The organism is Spirillospora sp. NPDC052242, from assembly GCF_040679555.1.
Lineage (GTDB): Bacteria > Actinomycetota > Actinomycetes > Streptosporangiales > Streptosporangiaceae > Spirillospora.
On record NZ_JBFAUZ010000001.1, the window covers coordinates 53,564 to 77,412 of the forward strand.

The following is a 23,849-nucleotide window of genomic DNA, read 5'->3' on the forward strand; positions in this document are numbered from 1 at the left end:
TGCCGATCATGGACGATCGAGGGGGAACCGTGGGCGGGATCGTGGATCGCTGTGACCCCGGCGGGCGCGCCTGGATCGCCGAGGCGATCCGGCTCGTGGAGGCGGACGCGAACCGCAGCGCGGACACGCACCTGCACGTGTTCCCGCTGCCGCCCGAGTGGGGCATCGACCTGTACCTGAAGGACGAGTCGGTCCATCCGACGGGCTCGCTGAAGCACCGGCTGGCGCGGTCGCTGTTCCTGTACGGGCTGGCGAACGGGTGGATCACCCGCGGCACGACGATCATCGAGGCGTCCAGCGGGTCGACGGCGGTGTCGGAGGCGTACTTCGCGCGGCTGCTGGGGCTGCCGTTCGTCGCGGTGATGCCGGCGTCGACGAGCCCGGAGAAGATCGCGCTGATCGAGTTCCACGGCGGGCGCTGCCATCTGGTGGACGAGCCGGGCGCGATCTACGACGAGTCGCGGCGGCTCGCGGCCGAGTGCGGCGGGCACTTCATGGACCAGTTCACGTTCGCCGAGCGGGCGACGGACTGGCGCGGCAACAACAACATCGCCGAGTCGATCTTCGAGCAGCTGCGGCTGGAGCGGTTCCCCGAGCCGTCCTGGGTGGTGGTGGGCGCCGGGACGGGCGGGACGTCCGCGACGATCGGCCGCTACGTCCGGTACCGGCGGTTCCAGACGCGGCTGGCGGTGGTCGATCCGGAGGGTTCGGCGTTCTACGGCTCGTTCGAGGACCAGGACCCGGGACGGACGGCCTGCGGTTCGCGGATCGAGGGCATCGGGCGCCCGCGCGTCGAGCCGTCCTTCCTGCCGACGGTGATCGACCGGATGATCCGGGTACCGGACGCGGCGTCGATCGCGGCGATGCGGTGGACGAGCGCGGTCGGCGGGCGCGGCGTGGGCGGGTCGACGGGCACGAACATGTGGGGCGTGGTGCGGCTGGTCGCGGAGATGCGGGCGCGCGGGGAGCGCGGCAGCGTGGTGACGCTGATCTGCGACGGCGGCGAGCGGTACGCGGGGACGTACGGGTCGGACGCGTGGCTGCGCGCGCAGGGGCTCGACATCGCGCCGTACCTGGTGGCGCTCGATCGGTTCCTCGAGACCGGCGTCCTGCCGGACGCCGAGCCGGGCGCGGCGGGCGGCGTCACATGAGCCGGATCGGGTTCACCAGGTCGGCGTAGATCAGCAGCCCGCCCATGACGATCAGCACGATCGCCATCGCGTACGTGACCGGCAGCGCCTTGGCGACGTCCACGTAGCCGGGGTCGGGCCTGCGGAAGATCTTCGCGAAGAACTTCTTGAGCGCCTCCAGCAGGGCGCCGGCGATGTGGCCGCCGTCCAGCGGGAGCAGCGGGACGAGGTTGAACAGCCCGACCGCGAGGTTCAGCGAGCCGAGCAGCATGACGAAGTAGGAGACCTTCTCCTGCCCGGTGAGCGCGTCGGACGCGGCGATCTCGCCGCCGAACCGGCTGACGCCGACGACGCCGACCGGCCCGTTCGGGTCGCGTTCCTCGCCGCCGAACGCCGCCTCCCACACGCCGACCATCTTCTGCGGCATGTTGATCAGCGCCTCGACCGTCCGGCCGGTGAGGTCGACCATGTGCTCGGCGACGGCCCCGGGCCCCTGCCGTTCGAGTTCGCGGGTGGGGGTGATGCCGAGGAAGCCGACGGTGACGACCTCGTCCGGGTCTTCGAGGCTGGCCAGCTCGTTGCGGGCGATCGGGACGGTCACCTGCCGGGTCCGCCCGTCGCGCTCGATCGTCATCGGGACGGTCTTGTTCGCCGAGTCGCGGATCAGGAGCTGGAGCTGCTCGTAGTCCTCGATGCGGGTGCCGTCGAAGGAGACGACGCGGTCGCCGGCCTGCAGGCCCGCCTGCCGCGCCGGGGTGGGCGTGGCGTTCGCGGGGCAGGTGTCGAGGTTCGCGGCCTGGCTCGCGGGGACGATGCAGTCGGTGACCTGGCTGATGACGGGCTTGCTCACGTACGTGCCGAGCCCCATGATCAGGATCGCGAAGAACACCACCGCGAGCAGCAGGTTCATCGCGGGGCCGCCGAACATGATCAGCAGCTTCTGCCACCAGGGCTTGGCGTAGAAGACGCGGTTCTCGTCACCGGGCCGGACCTCTTCGAGGGCCGCGCCGCGCGCCGATTCGATCAGCCCCTGCCACGGGCCGGTGCTGATCTGCCGGACCTCGCCGGGCTTGTCGCCCTTACGGGGCGGCAGCATGCCGATCATCCGGATGTAGCCGCCGAGCGGGATCCACTTGATCCCGTACTCGGTCTCGCCCTTGTGCCGCGACCACAGCGTGGGGCCGAAGCCGACCATGAACTGGGTCGTGCGCACCTTGAACAGCTTGGCGAAGGAGAAGTGCCCCAGTTCGTGCAGGGCGATGGACGCCATCAGGCCGAAGAAAAGGATCAGTACGCCGGCCAGCCAGCCCATGCGTCACGCCCCTCCGGTCGTCCGAACCCCCGCCCGGCGGGGTGATCTCCAGGAACCAACTCAGCGTACGTCATACGACGGGCCGTCCGGATGCCCCGGGAATCGCCCGATCCGACGGTCATTTTGCGCATGACGCCCAAATCCGGACGTGCCGGTTGGCAGGCGCGTCGATATCCGCACGCCCCCGGCGGCGCGCATCATGGCGCGGTCCCGTCCGTCCGCCGGAAGGAATCGCCGTGAAACGCACACTCGTCGCGCTGCCCGTCCTGACGATCGCGCTGGCCCTCGCCGGCTGCGGCGGGTCGGACGAGCGGCCGGACACGCGCGGCACGGGCGCGTCCGCCCCGGCCCCGGCCCCCGGCACGTCCGGGCCGTCCGGCACCGCGCAGGAACGGCCGGACGGCGGCGGCGCCCCGGCCACCGGCGGGGACGGGCTGCCGAGCGGCCCGCCCGCCACCTCGGCGGCGACGAAGGCGTTCAACGACTGCATGGCCGAGCAGGGCGTCCGGATCCCGACCCCGACACCGGGCACGACGCCGTCCAAGGAGCAGATCACCCGGGTCCGCGAGGCGATGGAGGCGTGCGTGAAGAAGTTCTCCACCGACCCGCCCGCCGGGTGACCCGGGGCTGGTCGGGGCGGCGACGCCGCTGCTAGCCTGACGCGAAGCCGTTGATCCCGTGCGGGAGAGTCCCCGGCAGCCGGCCCGGGACGCCGAAGGAGCAAATCCTCCCCGGAACCTCTCAGGCCCATGGACCGCACGGGCCAGGCGACCTCTGGAAAGCGGGGACCCCGGTCCCCCGCCGAAGGTGAAAGCCCGTGGCGCGCGCCGTCCGCCGCGGGTGAAGCTCTCAGGCTCCGATGACAGAGGGGGAGGCACCGAGACGCCCGGTGCGCGAGTGGGACGATGGACCCTGTCGACCCCGTCGACTCCGTCGACCCCGTCGCGCCCGTGACGAAGGAGCCGAACCCATGTCCGCCGATCCGAACGCGAAGAGAACACCGCTGCACGACGTCCACGCGGACCTCGGCGCGCACCTCGTCGACTTCGCCGGATACCTGATGCCGCTGCGCTACGCGAGCGAGACGGCCGAGCACCGGGCCGTCCGCACCGGCGCGGGGCTGTTCGACCTGTCCCACATGGGGGAGATCTTCCTCTCCGGGCCGGGCGCCGGTGAGGCGCTCGACCACGCGCTCGTCGGGAACCTGTCGCCGATGAAGGTCGGCAAGGCCCGCTACACGATGATCTGCGCCCCGGACGGCGGCGTGCTCGACGACCTGATCGTGTACCGGCTCGCGGACGAGACGTGGATGGTCGTCGCGAACGCCGCGAACGCGGACGTCGTCCACGACGCGCTCGTGGAGCGCGCGCGGGGGTTCGACGCCGCCGTCGAGGACCGCTCGGCGGCCTACGCGCTCGTCGCGCTGCAGGGCCCGCACGCGCAGGAGATCCTCGCGCGCTTCACCGGCGCCCCGCTGGACGACCTCAAGTACTACGCCGTGCTCGCCGACCGGGTCGCGGGGATCGACGCGCTCGTCGCCCGCACCGGCTACACCGGCGAGGACGGCTTCGAGCTGTTCGTCGACGCGGGCGACGCCGTCCGGCTGTGGCGGGAGCTCGCGGCCGTGGACGGCGTCGTCCCGTGCGGCCTCGCGGCGCGCGACAGCCTCCGGCTGGAGGCGGGGATGCCGCTGTACGGCAACGAGCTGACGGCCGAGACCACCCCGTTCGAGGCCGGGCTGGGCCGTGTCGTCAAACTGGACAAGCCCGTCGACTTCGTCGGGAAGTCCGCCCTGGCGGCGCAGGCGCAGACCCCCGCCGGCCGTAGGCTCGTGGGACTGGTGGCGCGGGGGCGTCGCGCGCCCCGCAAGGGGTATGCGGTCGTCACGTCCGATGGCGTTCCGTGCGGCGTCGTGACGAGCGGCGCGCCCTCGCCCACACTGGGCAAGCCGATCGCCATGGCGTACCTCGACACCGGTGTCGGGGAGTCCGGTCTGGCCGTGGACGTCCGCGGCCGGGCCGAACCGGTCGACGTGGTCGCCCTGCCGTTCTACAAGCGTTCCTGAAAGAGAGAGCAACAACGTGAGCGTTCCGGAGCAGCTCCGCTACAGCGAAGAGCACGAGTGGGTGGCCGGTCTCGACGACACCGGGCAGGCGCCCGAGGACGGGATCGTCACGGTCGGGATCACGTCCCACGCCGCCGAGGCCCTCGGTGAGATCGTCTACCTCGAGCTGCAGCCGTCCGAGGGCGACACCGTCGAGGCGGGCGAGCCCTGCGGCGAGGTGGAGTCGACCAAGTCGGTCAGCGACCTGTACTCCCCGGTCACGGGCGAGATCACCGCGATCAACACCGGCGTGGTGGACGAGCCGAGCGTGATCAACGACGACCCGTACGGGGAGGGCTGGATCTTCAAGGTGCGCATCTCCGAGGCGCCCGGCGACCTGCTGGACGCGGCCGCGTACGGCAAGCTCATCGAGGAGGCGTGAGCGTGTCCTCGTCCCTTTACGCATCGCTGGCCGAGGCCGACCCGCAGGTCGCCGAGGCCGTCGGCGCCGAGCTGCGGCGCCAGCAGTCGACGCTGGAGATGATCGCGTCGGAGAACTTCGCGCCGACGTCGGTGCTGGAGGCGCAGGGCTCGGTCCTGACGAACAAGTACGCCGAGGGCTACCCGGGCCGCCGGTACTACGGCGGCTGCGAGTACGTGGACGTCACCGAGCAGCTCGCGATCGACCGCGCCACGGAGCTGTTCGGCGCCGAGCACGCGAACGTCCAGCCGCACAGCGGCGCGCAGGCCAACACGGCCGTGTACTTCGCGCTGCTGCAGCACGGCGACACGATCCTCGGGCTGGACCTCGCGCACGGCGGGCACCTCACCCACGGGATGCGGCTGAACTACTCCGGCAAGGTGCTGAACGTGGTGCCCTACCACGTGCGCGCGGAGGACGGCCGAGTCGACATGGACGAGGTCGCCTCGCTGGCCGCCGAGCACCGGCCGAAGATGATCGTGGCCGGCTGGTCGGCGTACCCGCGCCAGCTCGACTTCGCGGCGTTCCGGGAGATCGCCGACTCGGTCGGGGCGCTGCTCATGGTCGACATGGCGCACTTCGCGGGGCTCGTCGCGGCGGGCCTGCACCCCTCGCCCGTCCCGCACGCGGACATCGTCACCACGACGACGCACAAGACGCTGGGCGGGCCGCGCGGCGGGCTGATCCTGTCCCGCGAGGAGTACGGCAAGAAGATCAACTCGGCGGTGTTCCCGGGCATGCAGGGCGGGCCGCTGGAGCACGTGATCGCCGCGAAGGCGGTGGCGCTGAAGATCGCCGGTTCGGACGAGTTCCGGGCGCGGCAGTCGCGCACCGTCGAGGGCGCGAAGATCCTCGCCGAGCGGCTGCTCGCCGAGGACACGGCGAAGGCCGGCGTGAAGGTGCTGACCGGCGGCACGGACGTCCACCTGGTCCTGGTCGACCTCGTCGACTCGGAGCTGACCGGGCGGGACGCCGAGGACCGGCTGCACGACGTCGGGATCACCGTCAACCGGAACGCGGTCCCGAACGACCCGCGCCCGCCGATGGTGACGTCCGGGCTGCGGATCGGCACCCCGGCGCTCGCCACCCGCGGGTTCACGACGGAGGACTTCGCCGAGGTCGCCGACGTGATCGCGCTGGCGCTGCAGCCGTCCTTCGACCGGGACGCGCTGGCCGCGCGGGTGAAGACCCTCGCGGACCGGCACCCGCTGTACCCGAACCTCTAGATCGGTTCCCCTCCGCCCGGGCGCCGGGCGGAGGGGAACGCGGGGGCATTCATGGCCATCAGCGTTTTCGACCTGTTCAAGATCGGCATCGGCCCCTCGTCCTCGCACACCGGCGGCCCGATGGCCGCCGCGCACCGGTTCGCCCGCGGCCTGGACCGGGACGGGCTGCTGGAGAAGACCGCGTCCGTCCGGGCCGTCCTGTACGGCTCACTCGGGCTCACGGGCAAGGGGCACGGCAGCGACAAGGCGGTGATCCTCGGCCTGGCGGGCGACAAGCCCGAGACGGTGGACGTCGACACGGCCGACGAGCGCGTCGCGGACGTCCGCGCCCGCGGGACGCTGCGGCTGTTCGGCGCCCGCGACGTCCCGTTCGAGGTCGGCGAGCACCTGGTGTTCGAGCGGAAGGAGTCGCTGCCCGGGCATCCGAACGGGATGCGGTTCACCGCGTTCGACGACGCGGGGAACGAGCTGCGCGCGAGGGTGTACTACTCCGTCGGCGGCGGGTTCATCGTGGACGAGAACGCGACCGGCGCCGACCGCATCAAGCCGGACGACACGGTCCTGCCGCACCGCTTCGACACGGCCGCGGAGCTGCTGGAGCGCTGCGCGGAGACGGGCCTGTCGGTGTCGGGCCTGATGCTGGAGAACGAGCGCGCGTTCGGCCGCTCGACCGCCGAGATCCGCGCGGGCCTCGTCGAGCTGTGGCAGGTCATGCGCGCGTGCGTGGCCCGCGGCTGCGACCGCGAGGGCCTGCTGCCCGGCGGCCTCAAGGTCCGCCGCCGCGCGCCCCAGCTGCACCGGCAGCTCATGGCGGAGAAGCCGGCCGATCCCCTGCACGCGATGGACTGGGTGACGCTGTTCGCGCTCGCCGTCAACGAGGAGAACGCGGCGGGCGGCCGGATCGTCACCGCCCCGACGAACGGGGCCGCGGGCATCATCCCGGCCGTCCTGCACTACTACGACCGTTTCGTCCCCGGACGGGACGACGACGGGATCGTCCGGTTCCTGCTGGCGGCCGGGGCGATGGGCGTGCTGTTCAAGCAGAACGCGTCCATCTCCGGCGCGGAGGTGGGCTGCCAGGGCGAGGTCGGCTCCGCGTGTTCGATGGCGGCCGCCGGGCTCACCGAGGTCCTCGGCGGAACGCCCGAGCAGGTGGAGAACGCGGCCGAGATCGGCATCGAGCACAACCTCGGGCTGACGTGCGACCCGGTGGGCGGGCTCGTCCAGGTGCCGTGCATCGAGCGGAACGCCGTCGGGGCCATCAAGGCCATCAGCGCCGCCCGCATCGCGCTCCGCGGCGACGGCCGCCACTTCGTGACGCTCGACAAGGCGATCAAGACCATGCGCGACACCGGCCGCGACATGCTCGACAAGTACAAGGAGACGTCCCGCGGCGGCCTCGCCGTCAACGTCATCGAATGCTGACGCTGAGTGGCCGTCCTTAGTCAGGTATCATTTTGGTATGACCACTCGCAGCGTCAGGATTCCGGACGAGCTCGACGCCAAGCTCGTCGAACTGGCTGCGGCCGACCACATATCCGTCAACTCCGCGATCGTGCGCGCGCTCGACGAGGTCGTCGCCCGCCGCACGCAGGAGTCGGCCATCGCAGAGGCCGCCGACCTGGTCTTCGAGGACCGCAAGGAGCTGTTCAGGCGACTGGCCGACACGTGATCTACCCGACCACCGAGCAGATCATCGCCTTGAACGCCCGCCACCTCGGCGGCCAGGCCGCCGTGCGCGACGCGGGACTGGTGGAGAGCGCCGTCGCGCGCCCTCAGACCATTGCGTTCGGCCTGGAGGCTTATCCGAGTCTCGCGGAGAAGGCGGCAGCGTTGCTCCACTCGGTCATCTGCAACCATCCCTTCGTCGACGGCAACAAACGCACGGCGTGGGCGGCCATGGAGATCATGCTCATCGTCAACGGCCACGGATCCGGGCTGAACGATGACGAGGCGTTCGACCTGGTCCTTCAGATCGCGTCGGACTGCTCGGAGATCGAGGTCAAGGACATCGCGGAGGCGTTGCGGGTCGCGCCCTGGCCCGCCCGCTGACACGGGCCGGCGGCGAGTCGCACACGAAAAGACCCGAGGGTCGCGGTGGAAATGGGAAGTGCCGCGCCCCCCGGGCCGGCGGGCCGCTCAGTGGAAGGGGCCCAGGCCGTGATCCGTGTGTTCCCTCCGTACGTCGAAGAGCCCCTCTGCGGAGCCGCCCGTGCGTGGGTGGTGGGACAAGCGCGCCTCCTCTTGTCGCTCTCGACGTCAGGTACTTATTCGGACGTTAGTCGCATATCCGGCACCATCGGCCCAACGGCGTTCCAAGGCGTCGTCAAGGCTTCGGACGACGCCCTATTTCGGACGGCGCCCGATCTCAGACGGCGCCCGATCTCAGACGACGGTCGTCGGTTCGTCCTTCGGCACCAGGCGCAGCCGGACGACCGTCGGCACCGTCTCGCGTTCGAGGGCGGCGCACAGGCGCGGGACGCCCTCCTCCTGGATGCGGCGGCGCAGGTCGGCGGCGTCCGCGCGGTGGCCGTAGGTGACGTTGAGGTGCAGTTCGGGGTCGCGGGACGAGCCGAGCAGCCGGGCGCGGACCCGGCGGACGCCCGGATACTCCTCGATCTCCCGCTCCAAGGCCCCGGTGACGGCCTTCGCCGACAGGCGCGTCTTGCCGCCGTCCGGGTCGGGCTCCATCGCGAGTTCGGGAACGCGGTGGGTGCGGATCTGCCCGATCAGCCACAGGACGCCGAGGAGGGCGAGGACGACGGCGACGGCCGCGATCGCGGGCCAGAACCACGCGTTGTCCTCGGCGAACCGCCGGACGTCCGAGGAGAGCACCCGCGCCGCCGGGTCGCCGAACAGGCCGGCGCCGCGGGCGAGGCCCGCCCCGCCGGCGGCGAGCAGGACGGCGCCCAGCACGATGAGGCCGGTGCGGTTCGTGCGGGCGGGGTGCCGGTCCATCAGTCTCCTTCGGCTCTGAGGCGGACCTTGACCGCGCGGGGCGGGAACGGCCGGAGCCGGTCGAGCCGCTCCTGGACGGACGTGGCGACGCCCTGCCCGAGGCCCGCGGGGTCGTGCACGGGCGTCTCGGCGAGCACCTTCACCTTGCGGCGGCGCAGCTTCACCTTGCGGACGCGCGAGACGCCCGGGGCGTCCTCGGCGGCGGCAGCGGCGGCGCGTTTCAGCCCGCGCCGGTTCACGCCCATCATCACGTTCGGGTCGTCGCCCTGCAGCGGGACCATGCGGGTGCGGCCGGGCAGCAGGCCCGCGAGGATGAAGATCAGGCCGAGCGCGGCGAGCGCGGCGGTGATGCCGAGGACCTTCGGGTCGTTCCAGGTTTCGTCCGAGACCCGCTCGTACGGGATCAAATGCCACGGCCGGTCGAGCAGGCCGGTGATCACCTCGATGGCGGTGAGGACGGCGGCGGCGGTCAGCAGGACCGCCGCGAGCGTCGCCATCCGGACGCGCCGCGACCGGAACGCGTGCCGGGCGGCCCGGTCGGCCTTGCGGGCCCGGACGGCCCGGTCGGCGTGCCCGGTGCGGGCCGGGCGGACGTGCCCCGCGTGCGTCGTCATCGGACCGTCCTCTCGCGCGCCGGCGGGTGCTCCAGCTCGGCGACGTCCACGTCCACCTGCCGGACGGTCAGCCCGGTCAGCGCCTCGACCCGTTCGCGCACCTTCTCGCGGACGCGGCGGGCCGTCTCCCGCACCGGCATCGGGTACGTCACCGACAGCGCGACCCGCGCGGTGACGATGTGGCCGTCCACCCGGACCTCGGTGCGGGCGGCGCGGCGCCCCGGGACGGACACGCCGAGCAGCGAGCGGCCGAGCCCGCCGGACTCCTCGACCTCGCCGGCGGCGCGCGCGACGATCCGCGCGACGGCCCGGTCGCTGATCCGCGTCTCGCCGCGTTCGTCCGGCGGCGCGTCCCGCCGGGCGCCGGACGGCGCCTCCGCGCGGACGCCGGGCGGCGCGGTCATCGCGGCCGCTTCCCGGTGTTCAGCGTGAACAGCTGCCGGATGTCCAGTTCGCCCTCGATGGCGCGGCCCACCAGGAAGCCGAACGCGCCCAGCAGCAGCACGATGAAGAACGCGCCGAAGCCGCCGAACGCGCCCGCGAACCCGAGCGCGATGCCGAACGCCAGGCCGACCAGCGGCCACAGCAGTCTCATGTCCATCCGGATCTCCCCCTCAGCTCGCCGCGTCGGCGAGGTCTGCGATCAGCACGTCGACCGCGCGCCCCTCGCACAGCGGACGGACGCGCCCGCGGACGTCCTCGGCGACCAGCGGCAGCGGCCGCCCGTACCGGGCGACGATCCCGACCTCGACCGTGCCGGCGCGGACGGCGACGCCCGCGAACGGGGCCCCCGCCCGGTAGGTCGCGACGCGGCCGTGCGGCCCGGCCGTCAGCGCCACGACGTCGTCGCAGGCCAGCACCCGTTCGGCGATGCGCTCGGCGAGGACCTCGGCCGGCGACGGCTCGACCGGCGCGGCCGCGACCGCGGGTTCCACCGCCGGTGCGGCGGCGCCCGCGCCGGCGGACGGCCCCGTCTGCCTCGGCACCGCGGACCGTTCCGGCGCGTTCGTCCAAGTGATCATCGGACCCGCGGCTCCTCGGGCTGCCGGTCCTCCTCCTCGGCGAGGTGCACGTCGTCGACGGCGATGTTCACCTCGACGACCTCCAGCCCGCACATGTGCTCGATCTCGTTGCTGACGTTGCGGCGGACCGCGTTCGCCAGGTCCGGGATGGAGACGCCGTACTCGACGACGACGTCGATGTCCACGGCGGCCTGCCGCTCCCCGACCTGTACCTGCACGCCCTGCGTGGAGTCGCCCGACATGCCGGGCATCCGTTCGCGCATCGAGCCGAGCGTGCGGCTCATCCCGGCGCCCATCGCGTACACGCCGCCGACCTGCCGGGCGGCCATCGACGCGATCTTGGCGACCACCACGTCGGCGATCGTCGTCTTTCCGCCCTGCGTGACCAGCTCGCTGCGGCCCCCCGACTCGGGCCGCCGCGACTGCTGCTGCGGCGGCTTGTGCATCGTCCCGGTCGTGCCCTGGCCGGTCCGCCCGTCGTCCTGACTCACGACGTCCCCCCAATGCATCGGTAACGTCAGTGTGATGCTCGCCACCGCCGAAGAAAAACCGAAAAAATGGACAAAGGCCAGGTCAACGCGGTTTTGCCGGGCATGCGAAGGGGCCGGTGGCACCCCACCGGCCCTCGCCACGAGAACGCCTCCGCCGAGCCGCCTACCCCTTGAACATCGCGCGCATCTTGCGCGCGGCGTCGCCCGGTTTCGGCGCCGCGCCCTTGCGGCGCGGCCCCGCGTCCCGCGCGGGCGCCCGCTCGCCGCCCTCCGCCGCGGCGTCGCGGGCCGCCTCGCCCTGGGTCCTGCGCTCGGTCTTGTCGTTCACGTCACCCACGACAACTCCCCCGATGTCGTTGCACCGACGAACCTTCGTCCCAGTGGTACCCCGAGTCGCGCCCGTTCTACCCGGCGGCCTGCGCGCGCTCCGGGTAGAAGCGCACCTCGGGCCGCCCGATCTGCCCGTAGTGGGGGCGGCGCGCGGCCAGCCCGTTGTCGGCGAGGTACTCCAGGTAGCGGCGCGCGGTGACGCGGGAGACGCCGGTCAGGTCGGCGACGGCCGCGGCCGACAGCCCGTCCGCGGCCCCCGACAGCGCCGCGCTGACCCGCTCCAGCGTGTCACCGCTCATCCCCTTCGGCAGCGCCGGCTGCCCGGGGGTGCGGAGCGCGGCGAGCATCCCGTCCACGTCGGCCTGCCCCGCGACCTCCCCGGCCCGCGCCGTCTGGTCGCGGAACCGCGCGTACCGTTCGAGCCGCTCCCGCAGCGACGCGAACGTGAACGGCTTCAGCAGGTACTGGACGATCCCGGACGACACCGCCGACCGGATGACGGTCAGGTCCCGCGCGGACGTCACGGCGATGACGTCCACGTCGCGGCCCTCGGCCCGCAGCGCCCGGCACACGGTGAGGCCGTGCGTGTCGGGCAGGTAGAAGTCCAGCAGGACGACGTCGACGGGCTCGCGGCGGCAGAACCGCAGGGCGTCCGCGCCCGAGTGGACGACGCCCGCCACCTCGAACCCGGGGACCCGCTCCACGTAGACGCGGTGCGCCTCCGCCGCGACGCGCTCGTCCTCCACCACCAGCACCCGGATCGCCGCGCCGCCGCCCGCGCCGCCCGCGCCGCCCGCGCCGCCCGCGCCGCCGTTCGCTTCGCTCATCGCGCCGTCTCCTCCGTCCGTTCGCGGACCGGCAGCCGGACGGTGAACTCCGCCCCCGACTCCCCGCCGTCCCTGTCCGTGCCCGCCGCGGTGCTCCCGCCGCCCACCTCGACGGTCCCGCCGTTGCGGCGGGCCGCCTGCCCGACCAGCGCGAGGCCGAGGCCGTGCCCCACCGGGTCGTCCCCGGCGTCCTTGGTCGTCCAGCCGCGCCGGAACAGGTCCGGGACGGCCGCCGGGTCGACGCCCGGGCCGCTGTCGGCGACCGTCAGCACCAGCGCGTCCGGCTCGGACCGCACGGTCACCGTCACCCGGGGCGGCCGCCGGTCGGCCCCGGCGATCGCCGCGTCCACCGCGTTGTCGATCAGGTTGCCGAGGATCGTGACGAGGTCGCGCGGCTCGATGCCGCCCGCCGGGCCGTCGAGCGCCGAGTCGGCGCCGAGGTCGAGCTCGACGCCGCGTTCGGCGGCCTCGGCGGACTTGCCGAGCAGCAGCGCCGCCAGCACCGGCTCGCTCACCGCGCCGACGACCCGGTCGGTGAGCCGCTGCGCCGCGGCCAGCTCCGACGTCGCGAACTCCACGGCCTGCTCCGGACGGCCGAGTTCCACCAGCGACACCACTGTATGCAGGCGGTTCGCCGCTTCGTGCGCCTGCGACCGCAGCGACTCCGCGAACCCGCGGACGGTGTCCAGCTCGCCGGTCAGCCCCTGCAGCTCCGTGTGGTCCCGCAGCGTCACGACGTTCCCCATCGCCCGGTCCCCGGACCGGACGGGCGAGGTGTTCACGACCAGGACCCGCGTGTCCCCCACGTGGATCTCGTCCGAGCGCGGCGCGGGCGACACGAGCGCCGCGGTCAGCGCGTCCGGCAGCCCGAGGTCGGCGGCGGGACGGCCGCGCGCCCGCCCGGCCGGCGGCAGCCCGAGCAGATCGCGGGCCGCGTCGTTGTACAGCACGACGCGCCCGGACCGGTCGGTCAGCAGCAGCCCCTCCCGGACGGCGTGCAGGATCGCCTCGTAGTAGTCGAACATCTCGCGCAGCTCGCGGGGCGCGGCGCCGCGCGTCTGGCGGCGCAGCCGCGCGGAGATCAGGTAGCTCCCGGTGATCCCGACGGCCAGCGCCGCGACCGCGATCAGGGCGAGCGACATGAGCCGCTCCTCGAACTCCGCGGAGATCTCCCGGACGGTGATGCCGACCGCGACCAGCGCCACCACCCGGCCCCGTTCGCCGGACGCGGCGTCGCCGAACACGGGCGCGACCGTCCGGACGGACGGGCCGAGGGTGCCGGTGTAGGTCTCGCTGAACGTCCGCCCCGCGAGCGCGGGCGCGGTGTTGCCGACGAACCGGCCGCCGATCCGCCCGGGCTCGGGGTGGGTGTAGCGGGTGCCGTCCGGCGCCATGATCGTGATGAAGTCGATCCCCGTGTCGTGCCTGATCAGCTCCGTGTAGGGCTGCAGGACGGACGTCGGGTCGGGCCGCTCGAGCGCGGCCCGCAGGTTCGGGGAGTCGGCGATGCTCTCCGCGACGGCCGTGACGGTCTGCTCGGCGCGGTCGTGCGCCGCGCGGCGGGCGTCCAGTCCGGCCAGGGCGGTGCCGAGGACGACGAGCAGCCCGACGACGACGGCCTGCAGCACGAGCAGCCGCCGCGCGAGGCTCCAGCGGCCGTAGGACGCCGCGGCCAGCGCCTTCACCTCCCGCAAACCTCCGGTCCCCGACACGTGAACGAAATGTACACAAACGTGACTGGGATCACAGGCCGCGCGCATAGTGTGCCCGCCGGATTAACAGAGGAGACGCACTTTGACCGCCACACCCACCCCAGCGGGCCGCAAGCGCAAGGACCGCATGCACTACCTGTATCTCGCGGTCATCGCGGCCGTGATCGCCGGCGTGGCCGTCGGAATCGCCGCGCCGGACTTCGCGCTCGAACTGAAGCCGATCGGCGAGGCCTTCGTCAAACTGATCAAGATGATGATCGCGCCGGTCATCTTCTGCACGATCGTCCTCGGCGTCGGCTCGGTCGCCCGCGCGGCCAGCGTCGGCAAGGTCGGCGTCATCACGATCGGCTACTTCCTGCTGATGTCGACGTTCGCGCTGACGATCGGCCTGGTCGTCGGCAACATGCTGCACCCGGGCGAGAACATGCACCTCGACCCGTCGAGCGTGTCGTCGGCGCACGAGCAGGCCGAGGGCGGCGAGGGCACCGTCGACTTCCTCCTCGGGATCATCCCCGACACGCTCGTGTCGGCGCTGACCACGGGCGAAGTCCTGCAGACGCTCCTGGTCGCGCTGCTGGTCGGTTTCGCGCTGCAGCAGCTCGGCCCGGCGGGCGCCCCGATCCTGCGCGGCATCGAGCACGTCCAGAAGCTCGTCTTCCGCGTGCTGTCCATGATCATGTGGGCCGCGCCGGTCGGCGCGTTCGGCGCGATCGCCGCCGTCGTCGGCTCCAGCGGCTGGGACGCGCTGCGCAGCCTCGCCGTCATCATGATCGGCTTCTACATCACCTGCGTCGTGTTCGTCTTCGTGATCCTCGGGGCCGTGCTGTGGCTGGTCGCGCGGATCAACGTGTTCACGCTGCTGCGCTACCTCGCCCGCGAGTTCCTGCTGATCCTGTCGACGTCCTCCTCGGAGTCGGCGCTGCCCCGCCTCATCGCGAAGATGGAGCACCTCGGGATCAGCCGCCCGGTCGTCGGCATCACCGTCCCGACCGGCTACTCGTTCAACCTCGACGGCACCGCCATCTACCTGACGATGGCGACACTGTTCATCGCGTCCGCGCAGGACCAGCCGCTGTCGGTCGGCGAGCAGATCCCGCTGCTGCTCTTCATGATCATCGCCTCGAAGGGCGCCGCGGGCGTCACCGGCGCCGGGCTCGCCACCCTCGCCGGCGGCCTCCAGTCGCACAAGCCCGAACTGGTGGACGGCGTCGGCTTCATCGTCGGCATCGACCGCTTCATGTCGGAGGCCCGCGCCCTCACCAACTTCGCGGGCAACGCCGTCGCGACCGTCGTCATCGGCATCTGGACCCGCGAGTTCGACCGGGACAAGGCCCGCCGCGTCCTCGCCGGCGAGGACCCGTTCGACGAGGCCACGATGCTGGACGACCACCACGGCGGCGCCGGCCCCGACCGTCCGGCCGACGCGGCGGGCGCAGACGGCGCGGACGCCCGCGAGGCCGACGGCACGGCCGACCGGGAACCGGCGTCCGCCGGCACCGCCAAGCCCTGACCCGTCAGGACGCGGCGGGCTCCCGGGCGGCGGCGAGGCCCCGGCCGCCGGGAGCCCGCCGCGGCGTCGCGCGGCTCAGGCGGTTTCGAGGCTGCGGCGGCGCCGGGCGGGGCGGGGGAACGTCAGCCGGAACCGGATCACGGCGGGCAGGTCGGGCATCCCGACCGCGCGCCGGTACCGCTCCACCGGCCCGGCGCCCAGCTCCCCGTACACCTCGCCCAGCACGGCGTCGCCCGCGCACACCACCGTCATCCGCAGCCGCGGCCGGTGCACGCCGCCGGTCAGCCGGATCCGCACGTCCGTCACGCCCGGCAGGCTCCGCGCGTCCCGGTCGAGATCGCCCGCGGCCTCCCGCGCGCGGTCGCGGGTGCGGGCGTCCAGGTCGGGCCGCCACTGCTGGACGGCCGACCGGATCTGCATGATCAGCCACAGCTGCCCGCTCAGCGCCGCGGCCTCCGCGAGGCCGGTCAGCACCGGCAGGAACCAGAGGCTCTCGGTGGCGAACGCCACCAGCGCCGGATGGAAGGGCGGCGCGTCCGCCAGGCCGAAGGCGCCGCGCCCGAGGGCGAGCGCCGCGGCGCCGCAGCCCGCCAGGGCGATCCCGGTCGCCGTGATCGCGATCCGCATGCGTCTCCCCTCAGCCCCGGCGGTAGCCGACGCGGACGTCCACCGGCGGCCGCCGCATCGGCTCGATCGCGTCCAGCCGCTCCCCGACGGCGTCCGCCACCAGGTCGGCCAGGTTGGCGGGGTTGTGGTACGGCGTCGCGACCCGCACGACCATCCGCCGCCGCAGCGCGCCGGGGCCGCGGACGCGCGCGCGTTCGATCCCGGGCACCCGCAGGGCCGCGTCCGCGACCGTCCGCCGCAGGTCGGCGCGGCCGAGCCCGCCGGCGAGCCGCGCGTCCGCCCCGGCCAGCGGGACGGCCCGCAGCCGCCCGGGCAGCCCGGCGAGGACGAGCGCGAGCCCGAGCGCGGCGGTCGCGGCGGCGCCGGCCGTGATGACCGGGTCGCTCCACGGGAGCCGGTGCAGGGCGTCCACGACGCGGTCCGCGCCGGGGATCGGGTGCACGCCGGAGCCGAGCGCCGCCGCCAGCAGCTCGACGGCGGCGACGCCGCCGAGCGCGGTGAGCAGCAGCGCGGCGGTCAGCCCGGCGAGCGCCCGGCGCGGCCGGAACTCGCGGACCGCCAGCCGCCGTGCCCGCCTCTCGTTCTGCGCTTCCCGAATCAGGTCCTTGACCAGCGTCTCGGTCACAGCCACCCCCGTGAGCCACGTCGGACGTCGTTGCCCATCGTGACCGAAAAGCACGGAGAGTGAAACACGCCATGCCGACATTTGCGCACGTCAGCGGAAGATCGCTGGGTGCGGGCGGCCGCCGTCAGCGGAAGATGACCGTCCGGTCGCCGTTGAGCAGGACGCGGTGCTCGGAGTGCCACCGGACGGCGCGGGCGAGCGCGAGGCACTCGACGTCGCGGCCCACGGCGACGAGCTCCTCGGGGCTGTGGGTGTGGTCGACCCGCGCGACCTCCTGCTCGATGATCGGGCCCTCGTCCAGGTCGGCGGTGACGTAGTGCGCGGTCGCGCCGATCACCTTGACGCCGCGCGCGTGGGCCTGGTGGTAGGGGCGGGCGCCCTTGAAGCTCGGCAGGAACGAGTGGTGGATGTTGATGATCTGCCCGGGGAGCTTGGCGCAGAAGTCGTCCGAGAGGATCTGCATGTAGCGGGCGAGGACGACCAGGTCGGCGCGGTAGTGCTCGACCAGCGCGAGGATCTCCGCCTCCTGCGCGGGCTTGCCGCCGGACCCGACCGGCAGGTGGTGGTAGTCGATCCCGTACGACTGGGTGAGCGGCCGCAGGTCGGGGTGGTTGGACGCGACCGCGACGACGTCGATGTCCAGCAGCCCGGAGCGGTGCCGGTACAGCAGGTCGTTCAGGCAGTGCCCGCCCTTCGACACCATGATCAGCACGCGCGGCCGCTCCGCGAGGTCGTGCAGCTTCCACTCCAGGCCCAGCTCGGGCACCAGCGAAGCGAACGCGCCGCGCAGCTCGTCCGGGTCGGTGTCGGCGAGGGCGGCGAACTGGACCCGCATGAAGAACGTGCCGCTCTCGGGGTCGCCGAACTGCTGGCTCTCCAAGATGTTGCACCCGCGCTCGGCGAGGAGCCCGGAGACCGCGGCGACGATTCCGGGACGGTCGGGGCACGACAGGGTCAGGACGTATTGCTTCACGATTTCTCTCTCGCCGCGGTCTGTGGTGTTCGGGAACGCCCGGGACCCGGGCTCCTCCGAGCTTACGCGCCGGGCCCCCGCCCGGGACGCCATTCCCGCCGGTCGGAGGCGTGTCAGGCCCGGGTGCGGCCGGAGAAACCTGAGCAGAACAGAGTGTTCCGTTCTGGTATGATGGGGTCGAATCGGGAGGACGGCACCGAATGGCACCACGACTCGACCTGCGTGCGCGCAACCGCGCACTGCTGGCCCGCCAGATGCTCCTCGAACGGGCCGCGATCCCCGTGGTCGAGGCCGTCGAGCGGCTCGCCGGGCTGCAGGCGCAGACGCCGCACTCCTGGTACGCCGGTCTCGGCGTCCGGCTGGACGGCGTGACGCCGGGCGGCATCGCGGACCTGCTCGTCGAACGGAAGATCGTCCGACTGGCGCTGATGCGGTCGACGATCCACCTGGTGAGCGCGCGGGACGCGCTGTGGATGCGGCCGCTGATCCAGCCCGTCCTGGACCGGGACCTGTTCCGGAACTTCACGCACGGCAAGCCCGTCGAGGGCCTGGACATGGACGAGCTCGTCGCCGCCGCCCGTCCGCTGCTGGAGGCCGGGCCGCTGACGGGAAAGCGGCTCGGTGCGGCGCTGGCGGAGCACGGGCGCGCGGCCGGGTGGGGCGAGCGGCCGCCCGCGTCGCTGGCGTACGCGGCCCGCAACCGGATGGCGCTGGTCCAGGTGCCGCCGCGCGGCGTGTGGGGGAAGAGCGGTCCGATCGCGCACACCACCGCCGAGGCGTGGCTGGGGCGGCCGCTCGCGGCTGACTCCTCCCTCGACGACCTGGTCCTGCGCTACCTCGCCGCCTTCGGCCCGGCGAGCGTGATGGACGTGCAGACGTGGTCGGGGCTCACCCGGCTGAAGGAGGTCGTGGAGCGGCTCCGGCCCCGGCTGGCGGTGTTCGAGGACGCGGCGACCGGGCGCGAGCTGTTCGACCTGCCCGACGCGCCGCGCCCGGACCCCGCGACGCCCGCGCCGCCGCGCCTGCTGTACGACTTCGACAACCTGCTGCTGTCGCACGCCGACCGGTCCCTGGTGATCACCGACGGGTACCGGGCGCGGAACTACGCGAAGCGCCGGCCGCTGCCGGGGATCGTCCTGCTCGACGGCTTCACCGCCGGCGAGTGGGAGCTCGAACGGGACCGGGACGCGGCCGTGCTGACCGTCCGGACGTACGCGGAGCCGCCGGCGGCCGAGCGGGCGGGGCTGGAGGCCGAGGCGCGGCGGCTGCTGGACTTCGCCGCGGCGGACGCGGCGACGCGCGACGTGCGCCTCGCCGGCGTTACTACCAGCGAGTAGTTTATTGCCGTCATTTGGGGTTACCTTGCCTGCCATGCGGCGAATCCGGCTCGTGGCGGCGGCGGTCTCCCTTCTCCTGGCGGGTCTCCTGGCGGGCTGCTCGGACGGCGGAGGCGGCGGCGAGCCCGGGAAGGGCGGGCGCCCGGCGAAGGTCGACGGGATCCCGACCGGCACGGGCACGCACAAGCAGAAGCTGAAGGTCGACGCGTTCGGCCACCGCGAGTACCTGCTGCACGTCCCGCCGCAGGTCGCCGACGGCGAGTGGGAGGACGGCCGGCCCGCCGAGCCGCCCGCGCTCGTCCTGGCCCTGCACGGCGGGCTGTCGAACATGGAGCAGGCCGAGGAGCGGACGGGCTTCAGCGGGCTGTCGGACGAGCACGGCTTCCTCGTCGCGTACCCCAACGGGTTCATGACGACGTGGAACGCGGGCGACTGCTGCGGCGCCGCGAAGATCGGCGGCATCGACGACGTCGAGTTCCTGTCCGAGCTGATCGGCAAGCTGACCGGGGCGGGGCTCGCCGACCCGGACCGGGTGTACGTGACCGGGTTCTCCAACGGCGCCGGGATGGCGTACAAGTTCGCGTGCCGCGAGCCGGGCAAGGTCGCGGCGATCGGCGCCGTGGAGGGGGCGCTCGTCACCGACTGCGAGCCGGAGAGGCCGGTGTCGGCGATGATCGTGCACGGCACCGCGGACGCGAACGTCCCGTTCCGCGGCGGCGGGGACCGCGACTTCAACGACAAGCGGCCGTTCCCGCCGGTGTCGCAGGCCGTCGACTTCTGGCGGAAGCGCGCCGGGCTGCCCGAGCTGAAGGAGGACGTCCCGGGCCTCGGGGAGAACGGGCGGTGCAGGAGCACCGGCAAGGGGCCGGAGGGCGTCGCGGTGACGCTGTGCACGATCGCCGGCGGGACGCACGAGTGGCCGTCCGGGGCGAGCGCGCGGCTGTGGGAGTTCTTCGCGGACCATCCGCGCGAGGGCTGACCAGCGCCCCCGACCCGATGTGAAGGGTTTTCACATTTGCCGCCGGATATGGCAGTGTGGGCCCCATGAACCTCCGGGACCGCTACGACGCCGCGACGGCCGGATTCGAGGCGCCGTTCGCCGTCGTCGACCTCGCGGCCTTCCGCGCCAACGCCGCCGACCTCGTCCGCCGCGCCGCCGGGAAGCCGATCCGGGTGGCGAGCAAGTCGGTCCGCTGCCGCGCCCTCCTGGAGGACGTCCTCGCGACGGACGGCTTCGCCGGCGTCATGGCGTTCACCCTGCCCGAGGCGCTGTGGCTCGCCGCCGAGGGCGTCAGCGACGACATCCTCGTCGCCTACCCGACCGCCGACCGCGCCGCGCTCGCCGAACTCGCCGCGAGCGACGCCGCCCGCACCGTCACGCTCATGGTGGACTGCCCCGAGCACCTCGACATGATCGAGCGCGCCGCCGGGGACCGCCGCATCCGCGTCTGCATCGACATCGACGCGTCGTACCGTCCGCTCGGCGGGCGGGTCCGGATCGGCGCGCTGCGCTCCCCGCTGCGCACCGCCGCCGAGGTCGGCGCGTTCGCCGAGCAGATCCTCAAGCGCCCCGCCCTCGACCTCGTCGGGCTCATGGCCTACGAGTCGCAGATCGCGGGCGTCGGCGACCTGCCGCCCGGGCGTCCCGCGCGCGCCCGCGTCATCCGCGCCATGCAGCAGCGGTCCCGGCTGGAGCTCGCGCGGCGGCGCGCGGCGATCGTCCGGGCCGTCCGGAACCTGACCGACCTGGAGTTCGTCAACGGCGGCGGCACCGGCAGCGTCGAGAAGACCGTCGCCGAGCGCGCCGTCACCGAGGTCGCCGCCGGGTCCGGGCTCTACCACCCGCACCTGTTCGACCAGTACTCCAACTTCGCCGGACGGCCCGCCGCGCTGTTCGCCCTCCCCGTGGTGCGGCGACCCGGGCCCGGCGTCGTGACCGTCCTCGGCGGCGGCTACCTCGCGTCCGGTCCCGGGGACGCGGTCCGGCTGCCCGTCCCCTACCTGCCGACCGGCCTCGCGTACGACTCCAACGAGGGCGCCGGGGAGGTGCAGACGCCGCTGCTCGGGTCCGCCGCCGACCGGCTGGAGATCGGCGACCGCGTCTGGTTCCGGCACACCAAGGCCGGCGAGCTGTGCGAGCGGTTCGACGCGGTCCACCTGATCGACGGCGACCGGTTCGTCCGGACCGTCCCGACCTATCGGGGCGAGGGCCGCACGTTCCTCTGAGGACCGGTTAGGTTGGCGGGTATGAGCGACGCACCCGTCATCAGTGTCCGCGGCGAGGCGGTGCTGGAGGTCGAGCCCGAGATCGCCCGGCTGTCGGTGCACGTCCAGTCGCAGGAGAGCGACCGCCGCCCGGCCCTCGACCGGCTCGTCGAGCGCAACGACCGCTGCCTGGAGCTGATCCGCTCCTACGGCGACGCGGTCGAGCGGCTCGAGACCGGCGGCCTGTCGATCACCCCGCTGCTGAAGTACCGGCGCCGGGAGGGCGACGTCCGCGCCTACCAGGGCACCGTCTGGATCAAGCTCGTCGTCGCCGACTTCGCCGTCCTCGGCGAGCTCGTCACCCGGCTCGGCGACCTCGAACGCACCTACGTCCACGGCCCCGAGTGGGACCTGCGGCGGGACAGCGAGGTGTACGCGCGCGCCGCCCGGCAGGCCGCGCAGGAGGCCGTGGCCCGCGCCCGCAGCTACGCCGACGCCCTCGGCGCCCGGCTCACCGGCCTGCTCGAACTGTCCGACGAGGGCCTCGGCCGCGCCGACGCCGACGGCCCGGTGCCGGTCCGGCTGGCCGCCGCGTACGGGGCCGCCGAGTCCGCCGCCGAACCCGAGCCGATCGACCTCGAACCCGCGCGGCGGACCGTCCGCGCCGCCGTCGAGGCCCGCTTCACCGCCACCGCCCCCGACCTGGACGCGTGACCGCGTGAAGATCGCCATCATCGGCGCCGGCAGCGGCTACATGCCCGGTGTCGTCCGGGGCGTGCTGCACCGCGCCGACGACCTCGCGGGCACCGAGCTCGCCTGCCACGACATCGACGCCCCCCACCTGGACGTCATGACGCGCCTCGCCCGCGCCATGTTCGCCGCGCGCGGCGCGTCCCTCACCGTCACCGCGCACACCGACCTCAAGGCGGCCCTCGACGGCGCCTCCTACGTGTTCACCACGTTCCGCCCCGGCGGGCTCGCGGCCCGGCACCTGGACGAGTCGATCCCGCTGAAGCACGGCGTCGTCGGGCAGGAGACCGCGGGGCCGGGCGGGTTCCTGATGGCCCTGCGCTCCGTGCCCGTCCTGCTGGAGATCGCGGCCGCCGCGCCCCCGGACGCGTGGATCGTCAACTACACCAACCCCACCAACGTCGTCACCGACGCCGTCGCCCGGACGACCGGCGCCCGCATCATCGGGCTCTGCGACCAGTTCGCGGGCGACACCGAGATGTGGGCCGATCTCCTCGGCCTCCCCGCCGACCGGCTCGAGGCCGACTGGATCGGGCTGAACCACGCGACGTGGGCGTCGCGCGTCCGGCTCGACGGCGCCGAACTCGACCTGCCGCGCCTCCTCGACGACCTGGAGGTCCCGGGCGGCGGCGCCACCCCGTGGCGCGACCCGTCCCGGATGGCGGAACTCGCGAAGGCCCTCGGCTTCCTGCCGAACTCCTACGCGAAGTACTACTTCTTCCACGACGACGTCGTCCGCGAACTCCGCGCCAAGGGCACCACCCGGGCGCAGGACATCCTCGCGATGCTCCCCGCCTACTACGAGCAGGTCGCCGCCGAGTCGCGCAGGCCCGACCCCGACCCGTCCCGCGAGCGCGGCGGCGGCGAGCACGGCGAGTTCGCCGTCGACGTCATCTGCGCCCTGCACCGCGACGAGAACCGCCGCATGATCGTCAACACGCGGAACGGCGGCGCCGTGTCGTCCCTGGACGACGACGCGATCGTCGAGACGCCCGCGATCGTCGGCCGCTCCGGGCCCGTCCCGCTCACGATGGGCGCGCTGCCCGCGCCCGTCCGGGGGCTCACGCAGGCGATCCACGCCTACGAGCGCCTCGCGTCCGACGCGGCCGTCACCGGCGACCGCCGCACCGCCCTGCAGGCGCTCATGGCGCACCCGTTCGTCCGGTCCAAGGACACGGCCGAGCGGATCCTCGACGAGGGCCTCGCCGCCCACCGCGCGCACCTGCCCCAGTTCGCCTGACGAACGCCGGAGGCGCCGGCCCGCGGATGCGGACCGGCGCCTCGGGGGGTCGGAGGCCGGGGGTTCAGCGGCGGCGCTTGCGGCTCCGCCGCCACAGGACGAGGGCGGTCAGCGCGACCGCCGCGCCGGCCCCGGCCAGCACGACGCGCTGATCGAGCCGCCCCGGTTCGCCGTCCTCCCCCTCGGCCGGGCGGACGAGCGACCCCATCGCCTGCGCGACGATCTGGGCCTCCTCCTTCAGCCGCTCGGTTCCCCGCTGGGCGACGTGCTTCGGGTTGAGCCGGTCCGCGAGCTCGTCGATGTTGCGCGCGAGCTCCTCGCGGGTGCGCTCGATCTCCCGCTCCACCGCCTCCGGGTCGCGGCTCCTGTCAGCCATGCCGTGTGTCCTCACCATGTCGGTCGACGCATGATCCGAACAGTCTTGCAGGTCTCGCC

Annotated in this window: 28 protein-coding genes and 2 riboswitches; of the genes, 14 read left to right on the top strand and 14 right to left on the bottom strand. The window is 73.4% G+C overall.

Going from position 1 to position 23,849, the window contains the following annotated elements; translation table 11 throughout:
• The first annotated feature begins 8 nt into the window (after window positions 1–8).
• A complete protein-coding gene (gene cds1, locus AB0L25_RS00260) occupies window positions 9–1,151 on the top strand; it encodes an L-cysteine desulfhydrase Cds1 (RefSeq protein ID WP_500167021.1) in 1,143 nt (380 codons plus the stop codon).
• Here cds1 and AB0L25_RS00265 read toward each other — a convergent pair.
• Complete coding sequence (locus AB0L25_RS00265) at window positions 1,144–2,442, bottom strand: M50 family metallopeptidase (protein ID WP_500167023.1); 1,299 nt, start codon at window positions 2,440–2,442, stop codon at window positions 1,144–1,146. The two genes, cds1 and AB0L25_RS00265, sit on opposite strands and share 8 nt — an antisense overlap.
• Before the next feature lie 236 nt (window positions 2,443–2,678).
• Between AB0L25_RS00265 and AB0L25_RS00270 the strand changes: the two genes are divergently transcribed.
• The 7 genes from AB0L25_RS00270 (at window position 2,679) to AB0L25_RS00300 (ending at window position 8,245) form a co-directional block, all read left to right on the top strand.
• Complete coding sequence (locus tag AB0L25_RS00270; RefSeq protein WP_500167025.1) at window positions 2,679–3,062, top strand: hypothetical protein; 384 nt, start codon at window positions 2,679–2,681, stop codon at window positions 3,060–3,062.
• Between the two features lie 51 nt (window positions 3,063–3,113).
• Window positions 3,114–3,209: riboswitch (glycine riboswitch) on the top strand.
• 4 nt (window positions 3,210–3,213) lie between these two features.
• Window positions 3,214–3,311, top strand: a riboswitch (glycine riboswitch).
• A gap of 101 nt (window positions 3,312–3,412) precedes the next feature.
• Window positions 3,413–4,507: a glycine cleavage system aminomethyltransferase GcvT gene (gene gcvT / locus AB0L25_RS00275; protein ID WP_500167027.1), complete on the top strand. Its 1,095-nt coding sequence runs from the start codon at window positions 3,413–3,415 to the stop codon at window positions 4,505–4,507.
• Window positions 4,508–4,523: 16 nt separating this feature from the next.
• Entirely contained in the window at window positions 4,524–4,928 is a 405-nt protein-coding gene (gene gcvH / locus AB0L25_RS00280) for a glycine cleavage system protein GcvH (protein WP_500167029.1), read from the top strand.
• 2 nt (window positions 4,929–4,930) lie between these two features.
• Window positions 4,931–6,193, top strand: a complete 1,263-nt coding sequence (gene glyA / locus AB0L25_RS00285; protein WP_500167031.1) for a serine hydroxymethyltransferase — start codon at window positions 4,931–4,933, stop codon at window positions 6,191–6,193.
• A gap of 51 nt (window positions 6,194–6,244) precedes the next feature.
• Window positions 6,245–7,618: an L-serine ammonia-lyase gene (locus AB0L25_RS00290; protein WP_500167033.1), complete on the top strand. Its 1,374-nt coding sequence runs from the start codon at window positions 6,245–6,247 to the stop codon at window positions 7,616–7,618.
• Window positions 7,619–7,655: 37 nt separating this feature from the next.
• Entirely contained in the window at window positions 7,656–7,865 is a 210-nt protein-coding gene (locus AB0L25_RS00295; RefSeq protein ID WP_500167035.1) for a toxin-antitoxin system HicB family antitoxin, read from the top strand.
• Window positions 7,862–8,245, top strand: a complete 384-nt coding sequence (locus AB0L25_RS00300; RefSeq protein WP_500167037.1) for a type II toxin-antitoxin system death-on-curing family toxin — start codon at window positions 7,862–7,864, stop codon at window positions 8,243–8,245. The genes AB0L25_RS00295 and AB0L25_RS00300 overlap by 4 nt, the downstream gene beginning before the upstream one ends.
• Before the next feature lie 333 nt (window positions 8,246–8,578).
• Here the strand turns inward: AB0L25_RS00300 and amaP are convergent, their stop codons facing one another.
• From amaP to AB0L25_RS00345, 9 genes are all read right to left on the bottom strand, one after another.
• Window positions 8,579–9,151 (bottom strand): alkaline shock response membrane anchor protein AmaP, encoded by a 573-nt coding sequence (gene amaP, locus AB0L25_RS00305; protein ID WP_500167039.1) that lies wholly within the window; start codon window positions 9,149–9,151, stop codon window positions 8,579–8,581.
• Complete coding sequence (locus AB0L25_RS00310) at window positions 9,151–9,765, bottom strand: DUF6286 domain-containing protein (protein ID WP_500167041.1); 615 nt, start codon at window positions 9,763–9,765, stop codon at window positions 9,151–9,153. The genes amaP and AB0L25_RS00310 overlap by 1 nt, the downstream gene beginning before the upstream one ends.
• Window positions 9,762–10,169, bottom strand: a complete 408-nt coding sequence (locus AB0L25_RS00315) for an Asp23/Gls24 family envelope stress response protein (RefSeq protein WP_500167043.1) — start codon at window positions 10,167–10,169, stop codon at window positions 9,762–9,764. Before AB0L25_RS00315 ends, AB0L25_RS00310 begins: the two co-directional genes overlap by 4 nt.
• Window positions 10,166–10,366 carry a hypothetical protein gene (locus AB0L25_RS00320; RefSeq protein WP_425248240.1) on the bottom strand — a complete coding sequence of 67 codons (201 nt, stop codon included), beginning with the start codon at window positions 10,364–10,366 and terminating at the stop codon, window positions 10,166–10,168. The genes AB0L25_RS00315 and AB0L25_RS00320 overlap by 4 nt, the downstream gene beginning before the upstream one ends.
• Before the next feature lie 13 nt (window positions 10,367–10,379).
• Entirely contained in the window at window positions 10,380–10,787 is a 408-nt protein-coding gene (locus tag AB0L25_RS00325; protein WP_500167046.1) for a hypothetical protein, read from the bottom strand.
• Window positions 10,784–11,278 carry an Asp23/Gls24 family envelope stress response protein gene (locus AB0L25_RS00330; protein WP_500167048.1) on the bottom strand — a complete coding sequence of 165 codons (495 nt, stop codon included), beginning with the start codon at window positions 11,276–11,278 and terminating at the stop codon, window positions 10,784–10,786. The genes AB0L25_RS00325 and AB0L25_RS00330 overlap by 4 nt, the downstream gene beginning before the upstream one ends.
• A gap of 163 nt (window positions 11,279–11,441) precedes the next feature.
• Window positions 11,442–11,615, bottom strand: a complete 174-nt coding sequence (locus AB0L25_RS00335) for a hypothetical protein (protein WP_500167050.1) — start codon at window positions 11,613–11,615, stop codon at window positions 11,442–11,444.
• Window positions 11,616–11,682: 67 nt separating this feature from the next.
• Entirely contained in the window at window positions 11,683–12,435 is a 753-nt protein-coding gene (locus AB0L25_RS00340; RefSeq protein WP_500167052.1) for a response regulator, read from the bottom strand.
• On the bottom strand, window positions 12,432–14,147 hold the full coding sequence (locus tag AB0L25_RS00345) for a sensor histidine kinase (RefSeq protein ID WP_500167054.1): 1,716 nt from the start codon (window positions 14,145–14,147) through the stop codon (window positions 12,432–12,434). The genes AB0L25_RS00340 and AB0L25_RS00345 overlap by 4 nt, the downstream gene beginning before the upstream one ends.
• An 82-nt stretch (window positions 14,148–14,229) precedes the next feature.
• Here AB0L25_RS00345 and AB0L25_RS00350 point away from each other — a divergent pair, with 82 nt between their 5' ends.
• Window positions 14,230–15,657, top strand: a complete 1,428-nt coding sequence (locus tag AB0L25_RS00350; RefSeq protein ID WP_500167056.1) for a cation:dicarboxylate symporter family transporter — start codon at window positions 14,230–14,232, stop codon at window positions 15,655–15,657.
• Between the two features lie 75 nt (window positions 15,658–15,732).
• Here AB0L25_RS00350 and AB0L25_RS00355 read toward each other — a convergent pair whose 3' ends face one another.
• The 3 genes from AB0L25_RS00355 to purU all read right to left on the bottom strand — a co-directional run bounded on the left by AB0L25_RS00355 (window position 15,733) and on the right by purU (window position 17,882).
• Complete coding sequence (locus AB0L25_RS00355) at window positions 15,733–16,284, bottom strand: hypothetical protein (protein WP_500167058.1); 552 nt, start codon at window positions 16,282–16,284, stop codon at window positions 15,733–15,735.
• Between the two features lie 10 nt (window positions 16,285–16,294).
• Window positions 16,295–16,909, bottom strand: coding sequence for a DUF6286 domain-containing protein (locus AB0L25_RS00360; protein WP_500167060.1), 615 nt, complete (start codon window positions 16,907–16,909; stop codon window positions 16,295–16,297).
• Between the two features lie 124 nt (window positions 16,910–17,033).
• Window positions 17,034–17,882 (bottom strand): formyltetrahydrofolate deformylase, encoded by an 849-nt coding sequence (gene purU, locus AB0L25_RS00365; protein WP_500167062.1) that lies wholly within the window; start codon window positions 17,880–17,882, stop codon window positions 17,034–17,036.
• A gap of 200 nt (window positions 17,883–18,082) precedes the next feature.
• Between purU and AB0L25_RS00370 the strand changes: the two genes are divergently transcribed.
• From AB0L25_RS00370 to AB0L25_RS00390, 5 genes are all read left to right on the top strand, one after another.
• Entirely contained in the window at window positions 18,083–19,219 is a 1,137-nt protein-coding gene (locus AB0L25_RS00370) for a winged helix DNA-binding domain-containing protein (RefSeq protein WP_500167064.1), read from the top strand.
• A gap of 34 nt (window positions 19,220–19,253) precedes the next feature.
• Entirely contained in the window at window positions 19,254–20,198 is a 945-nt protein-coding gene (locus AB0L25_RS00375; RefSeq protein ID WP_500167066.1) for a CE1 family esterase, read from the top strand.
• 65 nt (window positions 20,199–20,263) lie between these two features.
• The gene (locus tag AB0L25_RS00380; protein ID WP_500167068.1) at window positions 20,264–21,445 is read left to right on the top strand and encodes an amino acid deaminase/aldolase; all 1,182 of its coding nucleotides are present in this window, start codon (window positions 20,264–20,266) and stop codon (window positions 21,443–21,445) included.
• A 21-nt stretch (window positions 21,446–21,466) separates the two neighbouring features.
• Window positions 21,467–22,138 (top strand): SIMPL domain-containing protein, encoded by a 672-nt coding sequence (locus tag AB0L25_RS00385; protein ID WP_500167070.1) that lies wholly within the window; start codon window positions 21,467–21,469, stop codon window positions 22,136–22,138.
• A 4-nt stretch (window positions 22,139–22,142) separates the two neighbouring features.
• Window positions 22,143–23,414: a family 4 glycosyl hydrolase gene (locus AB0L25_RS00390; protein ID WP_500167072.1), complete on the top strand. Its 1,272-nt coding sequence runs from the start codon at window positions 22,143–22,145 to the stop codon at window positions 23,412–23,414.
• Window positions 23,415–23,478: 64 nt separating this feature from the next.
• Here the strand turns inward: AB0L25_RS00390 and AB0L25_RS00395 are convergent, their stop codons facing one another.
• Entirely contained in the window at window positions 23,479–23,790 is a 312-nt protein-coding gene (locus AB0L25_RS00395) for a DUF3618 domain-containing protein (protein WP_500167074.1), read from the bottom strand.
• Between the last annotated feature and the right edge of the window lie 59 nt (window positions 23,791–23,849).

Excerpts from the sequence above, each read along its gene's own strand:
- cds1 (WP_500167021.1), top strand. The coding sequence starts at position 9 with ATGGACGATCGAGGGGGAACCGTGGGCGGGATCGTGGATCGCTGTGAC.
- AB0L25_RS00265 (WP_500167023.1), bottom strand. The coding sequence starts at position 2,442 with ATGGGCTGGCTGGCCGGCGTACTGATCCTTTTCTTCGGCCTGATGGCG.
- gcvT (WP_500167027.1), top strand. The coding sequence starts at position 3,413 with ATGTCCGCCGATCCGAACGCGAAGAGAACACCGCTGCACGACGTCCAC.
- AB0L25_RS00290 (WP_500167033.1), top strand. The coding sequence starts at position 6,245 with ATGGCCATCAGCGTTTTCGACCTGTTCAAGATCGGCATCGGCCCCTCG.
- AB0L25_RS00295 (WP_500167035.1), top strand. The coding sequence starts at position 7,656 with ATGACCACTCGCAGCGTCAGGATTCCGGACGAGCTCGACGCCAAGCTC.
- amaP (WP_500167039.1), bottom strand. The coding sequence starts at position 9,151 with ATGGACCGGCACCCCGCCCGCACGAACCGCACCGGCCTCATCGTGCTG.
- AB0L25_RS00310 (WP_500167041.1), bottom strand. The coding sequence starts at position 9,765 with ATGACGACGCACGCGGGGCACGTCCGCCCGGCCCGCACCGGGCACGCC.
- AB0L25_RS00315 (WP_500167043.1), bottom strand. The coding sequence starts at position 10,169 with ATGACCGCGCCGCCCGGCGTCCGCGCGGAGGCGCCGTCCGGCGCCCGG.
- AB0L25_RS00320 (WP_425248240.1), bottom strand. The coding sequence starts at position 10,366 with ATGGACATGAGACTGCTGTGGCCGCTGGTCGGCCTGGCGTTCGGCATC.
- AB0L25_RS00325 (WP_500167046.1), bottom strand. The coding sequence starts at position 10,787 with ATGATCACTTGGACGAACGCGCCGGAACGGTCCGCGGTGCCGAGGCAG.
- AB0L25_RS00340 (WP_500167052.1), bottom strand. The coding sequence starts at position 12,435 with ATGAGCGAAGCGAACGGCGGCGCGGGCGGCGCGGGCGGCGCGGGCGGC.
- AB0L25_RS00355 (WP_500167058.1), bottom strand. The coding sequence starts at position 16,284 with ATGCGGATCGCGATCACGGCGACCGGGATCGCCCTGGCGGGCTGCGGC.
- AB0L25_RS00370 (WP_500167064.1), top strand. The coding sequence starts at position 18,083 with ATGGCACCACGACTCGACCTGCGTGCGCGCAACCGCGCACTGCTGGCC.
- AB0L25_RS00375 (WP_500167066.1), top strand. The coding sequence starts at position 19,254 with ATGCGGCGAATCCGGCTCGTGGCGGCGGCGGTCTCCCTTCTCCTGGCG.
- AB0L25_RS00380 (WP_500167068.1), top strand. The coding sequence starts at position 20,264 with ATGAACCTCCGGGACCGCTACGACGCCGCGACGGCCGGATTCGAGGCG.
- AB0L25_RS00385 (WP_500167070.1), top strand. The coding sequence starts at position 21,467 with ATGAGCGACGCACCCGTCATCAGTGTCCGCGGCGAGGCGGTGCTGGAG.
- AB0L25_RS00395 (WP_500167074.1), bottom strand. The coding sequence starts at position 23,790 with ATGGCTGACAGGAGCCGCGACCCGGAGGCGGTGGAGCGGGAGATCGAG.